Source organism: Phaeobacter sp. SYSU ZJ3003, from assembly GCF_041300735.1.
GTDB classification, from domain to species: Bacteria; Pseudomonadota; Alphaproteobacteria; order Rhodobacterales; family Rhodobacteraceae; genus Phycobacter; species Phycobacter gallaeciensis_A.
Window position 1 is genome coordinate 39,464 of the sequence record NZ_PXNU01000047.1, and the last position, 7,021, is coordinate 46,484.

The 7,021-nt window shown below is 60.1% G+C and carries 6 protein-coding genes and 1 pseudogene; all 7 read left to right on the forward strand.

Annotated features, from left to right (window positions below):
* Positions 1-10: 10 nt before the first annotated feature.
* Positions 11-1,507: a type VI secretion system contractile sheath large subunit gene (tssC, locus tag C6W91_RS16410; protein ID WP_274830728.1), complete on the forward strand. Its 1,497-nt coding sequence runs from the start codon at positions 11-13 to the stop codon at positions 1,505-1,507.
* 79 nt (positions 1,508-1,586) lie between these two features.
* Positions 1,587-2,090, forward strand: coding sequence for a type VI secretion system tube protein Hcp (locus tag C6W91_RS16415; RefSeq protein ID WP_274830727.1), 504 nt, complete (start codon positions 1,587-1,589; stop codon positions 2,088-2,090).
* A gap of 72 nt (positions 2,091-2,162) precedes the next feature.
* Positions 2,163-2,990, forward strand: coding sequence for a type VI secretion system accessory protein TagJ (locus tag C6W91_RS16420; RefSeq protein ID WP_274834719.1), 828 nt, complete (start codon positions 2,163-2,165; stop codon positions 2,988-2,990).
* A complete protein-coding gene (gene tssE, locus C6W91_RS16425; protein ID WP_274830725.1) occupies positions 2,983-3,480 on the forward strand; it encodes a type VI secretion system baseplate subunit TssE in 498 nt (165 codons plus the stop codon). The genes C6W91_RS16420 and tssE overlap by 8 nt, the downstream gene beginning before the upstream one ends.
* A gap of 2 nt (positions 3,481-3,482) precedes the next feature.
* Positions 3,483-5,360: a type VI secretion system baseplate subunit TssF gene (gene tssF / locus C6W91_RS16430; protein WP_274837458.1), complete on the forward strand. Its 1,878-nt coding sequence runs from the start codon at positions 3,483-3,485 to the stop codon at positions 5,358-5,360.
* On the forward strand, positions 5,324-6,379 hold the full coding sequence (gene tssG, locus C6W91_RS16435) for a type VI secretion system baseplate subunit TssG (RefSeq protein WP_274830723.1): 1,056 nt from the start codon (positions 5,324-5,326) through the stop codon (positions 6,377-6,379). The genes tssF and tssG overlap by 37 nt, the downstream gene beginning before the upstream one ends.
* Before the next feature lies 1 nt (position 6,380).
* A pseudogene (locus C6W91_RS16440) lies at positions 6,381-7,021 on the forward strand (type VI secretion system ATPase TssH); the annotation flags it as partial.

Sequence of the window (7,021 nt, forward strand, 5' to 3'; positions counted from 1 at the left end):
GAGGATCACAATGGCTGACGAAGAACTCCAGACCGAAGCCGCCGTTGCCGAAAGCGCCTTTGGCTCCGCCGAATTTGAAAACCTCCTGCAAAAGGAATTCCGCCCCAAGTCCGATCAGGCCAAGACCGCAGTCGAAAGCGCGGTCAAGACGCTGGCCGAACAGGCCCTGGCCAATACCGGGCTGATTTCCGACGATGCCCTGCGCTCGATCGAGAGCATCGTGGCTGAGATCGACAAGAAGCTGACCGAGCAGGTCAACCTGATCCTGCACAATGAAGAGTTCCAGCAACTGGAAAGCGCCTGGCGCGGGCTGCATTATCTCGTCAACAATACCGAAACCGACGAGATGCTGAAAATTCGGGTGATGCCGATCAGCAAAAAGGAACTGGGCAAGACTCTGAAGAAATTCAAAGGCACTGCCTGGGACCAGTCTCCGATCTTCAAGAAGCTTTATACCGAAGAATTTAGCCAGCTGGGCGGTGAACCCTATGGCTCGCTGGTGGCGGATTATCACTTCGACCATTCTCCGCCGGATATCGAACTGCTGGGCGAGATGTCCAAGATCGCCGCTGCAACCCATGCGCCGCTGATCACGGGCGCCAAGCCGACCCTGTTCCAGATGGACAGCTGGTCCGAACTGTCCAATCCGCGCGATCTGACCAAGATCTTCCAGACGCCGGAATATGCCGCTTGGCGGTCCCTGCGCGAAAGCGAAGACTCCAAATACGTTGGTCTGGCGATGCCACGCTTTCTTGGCCGTCTGCCTTATGGATCGAAGACCGATCCGGTGGATGAATTCGCATTCGAAGAAGACACCAGCGGTGCGGGCAGCGAGAAATACGGCTGGGTCAACGCCGCCTATGGCATGGCCACCAATATCACCCGCTCGTTCAAGACTTACGGCTGGTGTTCGCGGATCCGCGGCGTCGAAAGCGGCGGTACACTGGAAGAGCTGCCATCGCATACCTTCCCGACCACGGATGGCGGTGTGGATCAGAAATGCCCGACCGAGATTGCCATTGATGACCGGCGCGAGGCGGAACTGGCCAAGAACGGCATGATGCCGCTGATCCACCGTAAGAACACGGATGTGGCGACATTCATGGGCGCGCAATCCCTGCACAAGCCCACTGAATATGACGATCCGGATGCGACAGCGAATGCCAACCTTGGGGCCCGCCTGCCGTATCTTTTCGCCACCTGCCGCTTCGCGCATTACCTCAAATGCATGGTACGCGACAAAGTCGGGTCGTTCAAAAGCCGCCAGGACATGGAAAGCTGGCTGCAGAACTGGATCAACAATTACGTCGATTTCAACGCCGATATTTCATCGGAAAACGAGAAGGCGCGCAAACCTCTCGCCGCTGCGGAAGTGGTGGTCGAAGAGGTCGAGGGCAACCCGGGCTATTACAGCTCCAAATTTTTCCTGCGCCCGCATTACCAGCTTGAAGGACTTTCTGTCTCGCTCCGGCTGGTGTCGAAACTGCCCTCAGAAAAAGGAGGCTGATTTCCACTCATCAGCCGAACACAACAGGGTCTGACAAAACATTTGGCCTTAACGAGTACTGAATTTGAAAGGATAGAAAATGGCTGCGAATATGTTCGTCGAGATTTCGGACATCGAAGGCGATGCAACCGAAGAGAACCACAAGAACTGGATCGTGATCCAGTCCGCCAGCTGGAACGTGGAACGCGCTGTCGAAATGACCGATCTCGGCTCGACCCAGCGGATGCATGCGAATTCGAACTTTGGTAAGATCGAGCTGACCTCCCAGATGGGCAAGGCATCCAACGAGCTTGCCAAATCCGTTGCAAACGGCACGGTGCGTCCGGAAATCATCATGCACTGGTGTCGTTCGGGTGACAGCCAGTCCGAAGGTCTGCTGGCCTATTCCGAATGGAAGCTCAAGGATGTGGTGGTCGACAGTTATTCGATCTCCGCGAGCGAGGATGGCATCCCCGAGGAAACCTGGTCGCTGGCCTATGCCGCGATCGAGCACACCTACAAGTCGACGAACCAGAAGACCGGCAAACTGGAAAAACCTGTTGTCTTCCAGTGGAACGTTCAGTCGGGCAAATTCGAATACTGATATGCCCTCGCCCCGGACGTTTTGGGCGTCCGGGGTATTTGTTTGTGATCAAGTAACTGTCGGAGTTGGCGCATGACCCCCGAGGAATATCTGAAGTCGGGCGATCCTGGTAAGGCGCTGACGGCCCTGCAGGATAAGGTGCGGGCGGACCCGTCGAATGCGAAACTGCGAATTTTCCTGTTTCAACTGCTCTGTATTCTAGGGGACTGGAAACGGGCCATCGCCCAGCTGAAGCTGAGCGCGGAACTGGATCCGGGCGCCACGCTTATGGCGCAGACCTACCGCGAAGCGATCATTTGCGAGGTGTACCGGGAGAAGGTCTTTCAGGGTGAAAAGGCCCCGATGATCTTTGGCGAGCCTCAGGACTGGCTGGCGCATCTGATCGAGGCGCAGAAACTTCTGGCGCAGGGCAAACACGATGAATCCGCAGCGCTCCGGGCCAAGGCTTTTGATGCGGCCCCGGCGACCCCGGGCGAAGCGGATGGCAAGGTCTTTGACTGGATCGCCGATGCCGATATGCGGCTTGGCCCGGTGCTGGAGGTGATTATCAACGGCCGGTATTTCTGGATGCCCTTTTCCCAGATCCGGTCGCTTGAACTGGATGAACCGGCTGATCTGCGCGATCGGGTCTGGATGGCAGGAACGATTACCCTGGTGAACGGGGGAGAACTGGTTGCGCTGGTGCCGACCCGATATCCCGAGAGCACCGAGGCAGACCCGGAGGCCATGATGGCCCGGGCAACGGATTGGCAGGATATCGGCGCGAATACCTATATCGGCATCGGTCAGCGGTTGCTCACCATTGGCGATCAGGACATCGCGATTATGGATCTGCGCAGTCTGCGCTTGCATGGCGCCGAGGACACGGATGAGCCGCAGGGCGGCCTGACGGATGGCTGATCAGACCCTTGCCGAACGCCTTCAGCCCTCTTTGCTGGATCGGCTGACGGACAATGATCCCGGCAACCGCAAGGAAAGCCGGGAATCGCGGGTGATCGACCTGAACCGGCTCCGCGATATCATCCAGCGGGATCTGTCCTGGCTGCTGAACACGCTGAACGGAGAAAGCCATATTCCGGTCGACAGATATCCGGCGGTGGCGGCTTCGGTTCTGAACTACGGGCTGGGTGAAGTTTCGGGTGAGTATTCGACCAGCGAGAAAACGGAAATGATCCGGCGCGGGATCGAGCGGGCGGTGTCCCGCTATGAGCCGCGGATCATCGAAGGGTCTGTCGATGTCCGCCTGACCGGCGAAACAGAGGCCGCAGGCATGACGGTGGCTCTGGAGATCCGCGCGGATATGTGGGCGCAACCGATGCCGCTGGAGCTTTACCTGCGCAGCAAGGTTGATCTGACCACCGGTGAAGTGAACGTGGAACGAGGGCTGTAGCAATGGATACACGGCTGCTGGACCACTATGAAAACGAGCTGAATTACCTGCGCGACATGGGCAGCGAATTTGCTGCGGCCTATCCGAAAATTGCGGCGCGGCTGGGTATGGAGGGGGTTGAGGTTCTCGACCCCTATGTGGAACGGCTGCTGGAAGGGGTCGCGTTCCTGTCGGCCCGGGTGCAGCTGGAGTTGGAGCTGCAGTATCCCAATTTCACTTCGAACCTGCTTGAAATCATTTATCCGCATTACCTTGCGCCCACGCCGTCGATGATGATCGCAGCCTTTGAACCGGATACCAGCAACTCTGCCGTCAAAAGCGGCTATGTCATGCCGCGCGGCTCGGTGCTGCGGTCGCGCCTGACCGAAGGGGAGCAGACCCCTTGCGAATTTCGCACCGCGGCAGAAATCACCATGTGGCCGATCGAGATCACTGAGGCCCAGTATATCGACGGTCGCGGGGATCTGGTGGCCGCCGGGGTTGCAACCGGCTTTGATGCCCGCGCCGGTATTCGCCTGCGGCTGAAACGCAACGATGGTGAGGCGCTGCGCGATCTTGGCATGGACCGGTTGCAGATCTACCTGTCCAGCGCAGCGGGCAACAGCTGGCCCTTGCTGGAACTTCTGTGCACCCAGGTGCAGGGGGTCGTCGCGCGGTCAACCAACCGCAGGGCCGATTGGCAGGCGCCTTTGGCTGATGGCGCTGTGGTGCAAAAGGGGTTTTCCCGCGAAGAGGCTTTGCTGCCAGTGCCCCGGCAATCCTACGACGGCTATCGCCTGCTCCAGGAATACTTTGCCATGCCCGAACGGTTCCGCTTTGTGGAACTTCAGGGGCTGGCGCCCGCATTGCAGCGTGCCGAGGGAGATGAGGTCGATATCTACATCCTGCTGCGCGAAGGCATGCGCGGTATCGAGCCCATCGTCGTGCCCGAGGTTTTTCAGCTGAATGCGGTTCCGGCGGTGAACTTGTTTGAAAAACGCTGCGACCGGGTCCGTATCACCCCGAACGACACCGAACATCAGGTGATCCCGAACCGGACTGCGGGGCTGGATTTTGAAATCTACGCCTTGCGGAGCGTTACCGGGATCAGCGGCGAAGGCGAAGATGACGTGGTCTTCCGCCCGTTCTATTCGGCCACTGATTTTACCGCTGCGGGGGAAACCCATCCCGCCTATTACACGATCAAACGCCGGATGCGGCAAAGATCCGAAAAGGAGCGCCTGCGCGGGGTGCGCTCGTCCTATCTGGGGTCAGAAGTCTACCTGACGCTGGTGGACCGGACGCAGGCGCCCTTCGGGCCGCATCTGGAACAGCTGGCGGTCAATGCGCTTTGCACCAACCGGGATCTTCCCTTGTTGCTGGCAACCGGGAACGATGACGTGTTTCACCTGCCGGAGGGCGGCCCGGTACGCAAGATTTCCTTGCCGGTCGCTCCGACGCGGCCGCATCCGACTCTGGCGCAGGGGGATACCGCCTGGCGGCTGATTTCCCATCTCAGCCTCAACTACGTGTCGATTGCCGACAGCGGCAAGGGGCAGGCGGCAGAGGCCCTGCGCGAGTTGGTGGGCCTTTATGCCCCATTGGGAAACCGGGTCACCGAAAAGCAATTGGAAGGGATCGTATCGGTGTCGAGCCGCCCCATCGTGCGGCGGATGAGTGACGAGATCCTGTCGACCGCCGTGCGCGGGCTCGAGATCACAATCGGATTTGACGAAAGCTTTTTTGAAGGCAGCAACATCTATGCGCTGGGGGCCGTGCTGGAGCGGTTCTTTCGCGGATATGCCACCATCAATTCGTTCACGGAAACGGTTCTTCGAACCGAGAAACGCGGAGACATTGCCAGATGGCGACCGGAAAAGGGCCTCGGCCGGATGATCTGAGTCTATATGGCCAGCTGGCCGCGTCGCCTGAAGAGCATCACGTTTTTCAGGCCCTGCGGCTGCTGGAGGCGCATTTTGCCGAGGCCCCGCGCCTCGGCGAAAGCCGTCGACCGCGCGAGGACCGTCTGCGGCTGGGGCAGGAGGCCGAGCTGGCCTTTCCACCCTCCACCATTGCGGGCTTCACCCCACCAGAGGGCGACCGGCCTGCGCGCCTGACCAACCGGTTCTTTGGTCTGTTCGGGCCGCAGGGTCCGCTGCCGCTGCACCTGACGGAATATGCCCGGGATCGCAAACGGAACCACCGTGATCCGACCATGGTGGCCTTTGCCGATATGCTGACTCACCGGATGCTGAGCCTTCTGTACCGGGCCTGGACACAGGGGCAGCCGGCCGTCAGCTTTGACCGCGCCGATGATCCGATGGCCAAACGCATCGCTGCCTTTACCGGCTACAGCGGCAAGGGCTTGCCGGATCGCGATGCAATGCCGGATCTGGCGAAGCTGCATTTTTCGGGGCACCTCTCGCAAGGCGCAAAGCATCCCGAAGGGCTGGTCTCGATCCTGTCCGCCTTCCTGGAGGTGCCTGTCCATCTGGAAGAATACGTCGGCAGCTGGCTGCAGCTGGAACCGGATGACCGCTGGCAACTGGGATCCGGGGCTTTGGGGCGCAGCACCAGCCTGGGTGACAAGGTCTGGAGCAGAACCGCCAAGTTCCGCCTGCGGATCGGCCCGCTCAGCCTTGCGGATTATAATCGGCTGCTGCCGGGGGGGAGGGCCCTTTCGCGTCTGCGGTCCATCGTGCGGTCCTACGTCGGCGATGTGCTGGACTGGGATGTGAATCTTGTGCTGGCCGGAGACGAGGTGCCGCGCGCCAGTCTCGGCGGCAGCACCCGGCTGGGCCATACCAGCTGGATCCGCTCGCGGCCCGATCCGGACAAGGACCAGCCCGATGCGGGTGATCTGTATCTGTATCCCGGTGTCGCCGCCGGGTCCCAAGAACGAGTAGAGGGAGTTATGTGAAATGACCGAGATCAGCCGTGTGGCCTTGTTCGGCAAGCTCAACAAACTGGGGTATCAGGCCGTCGAAGGCGCAACCGTATTCTGCAAGATGCGGGGCAATCCCTATGTGGAGCTGGTCCACTGGATGCATCAGCTTCTGGCGCTACAGGACAGCGATCTGCACCGGATCATCCAGCACTATGACCTGGACACCGGCAAGATCGCGACGGAACTGACGCGGGCGCTGGATATGCTGCCGCGCGGGGCCTCGGCGATTTCGGATCTGAGCGATCATTTGATGGATGCAATGGAGCGCGGCTGGGTCTGGGGCTCGCTGCTCTATTCAGACTCCAAGGTGCGCAGCGGTTATCTGCTGCTGGGGATGCTGAAAACACCCGCCTTGCGCAATATCCTGGCGTCGATGTCGCCCGAGCTGGCCAAGATCGGCGCCGATGATCTAGCCGACAATTTTGCCGAAGCCACGGAAGGATCGCCCGAGGATCGCCTTGGCGCGCAGGATGGCAGCGACGTGGGCGGCGGTGCCGAGCCGGGCGAAGCCTCGAATGCGATGGCCCCCGGCGCCATGGGCAAGGGCGAGGCGCTGGAGCAATTCTGCACCGACCTGACCGAACAGGCCCGGAATGGGGAAATCGATCCGATCGT

What these genes read in the sequence shown, in the direction of transcription:
- tssC (WP_274830728.1), top strand. Translation starts at nt 11, where the DNA reads ATGGCTGACGAAGAACTCCAGACCGAAGCCGCCGTTGCCGAAAGCGCC.
- C6W91_RS16415 (WP_274830727.1), top strand. Translation starts at nt 1,587, where the DNA reads ATGGCTGCGAATATGTTCGTCGAGATTTCGGACATCGAAGGCGATGCA.
- C6W91_RS16420 (WP_274834719.1), top strand. Translation starts at nt 2,163, where the DNA reads ATGACCCCCGAGGAATATCTGAAGTCGGGCGATCCTGGTAAGGCGCTG.
- tssE (WP_274830725.1), top strand. Translation starts at nt 2,983, where the DNA reads ATGGCTGATCAGACCCTTGCCGAACGCCTTCAGCCCTCTTTGCTGGAT.
- tssF (WP_274837458.1), top strand. Translation starts at nt 3,483, where the DNA reads ATGGATACACGGCTGCTGGACCACTATGAAAACGAGCTGAATTACCTG.
- tssG (WP_274830723.1), top strand. Translation starts at nt 5,324, where the DNA reads ATGGCGACCGGAAAAGGGCCTCGGCCGGATGATCTGAGTCTATATGGC.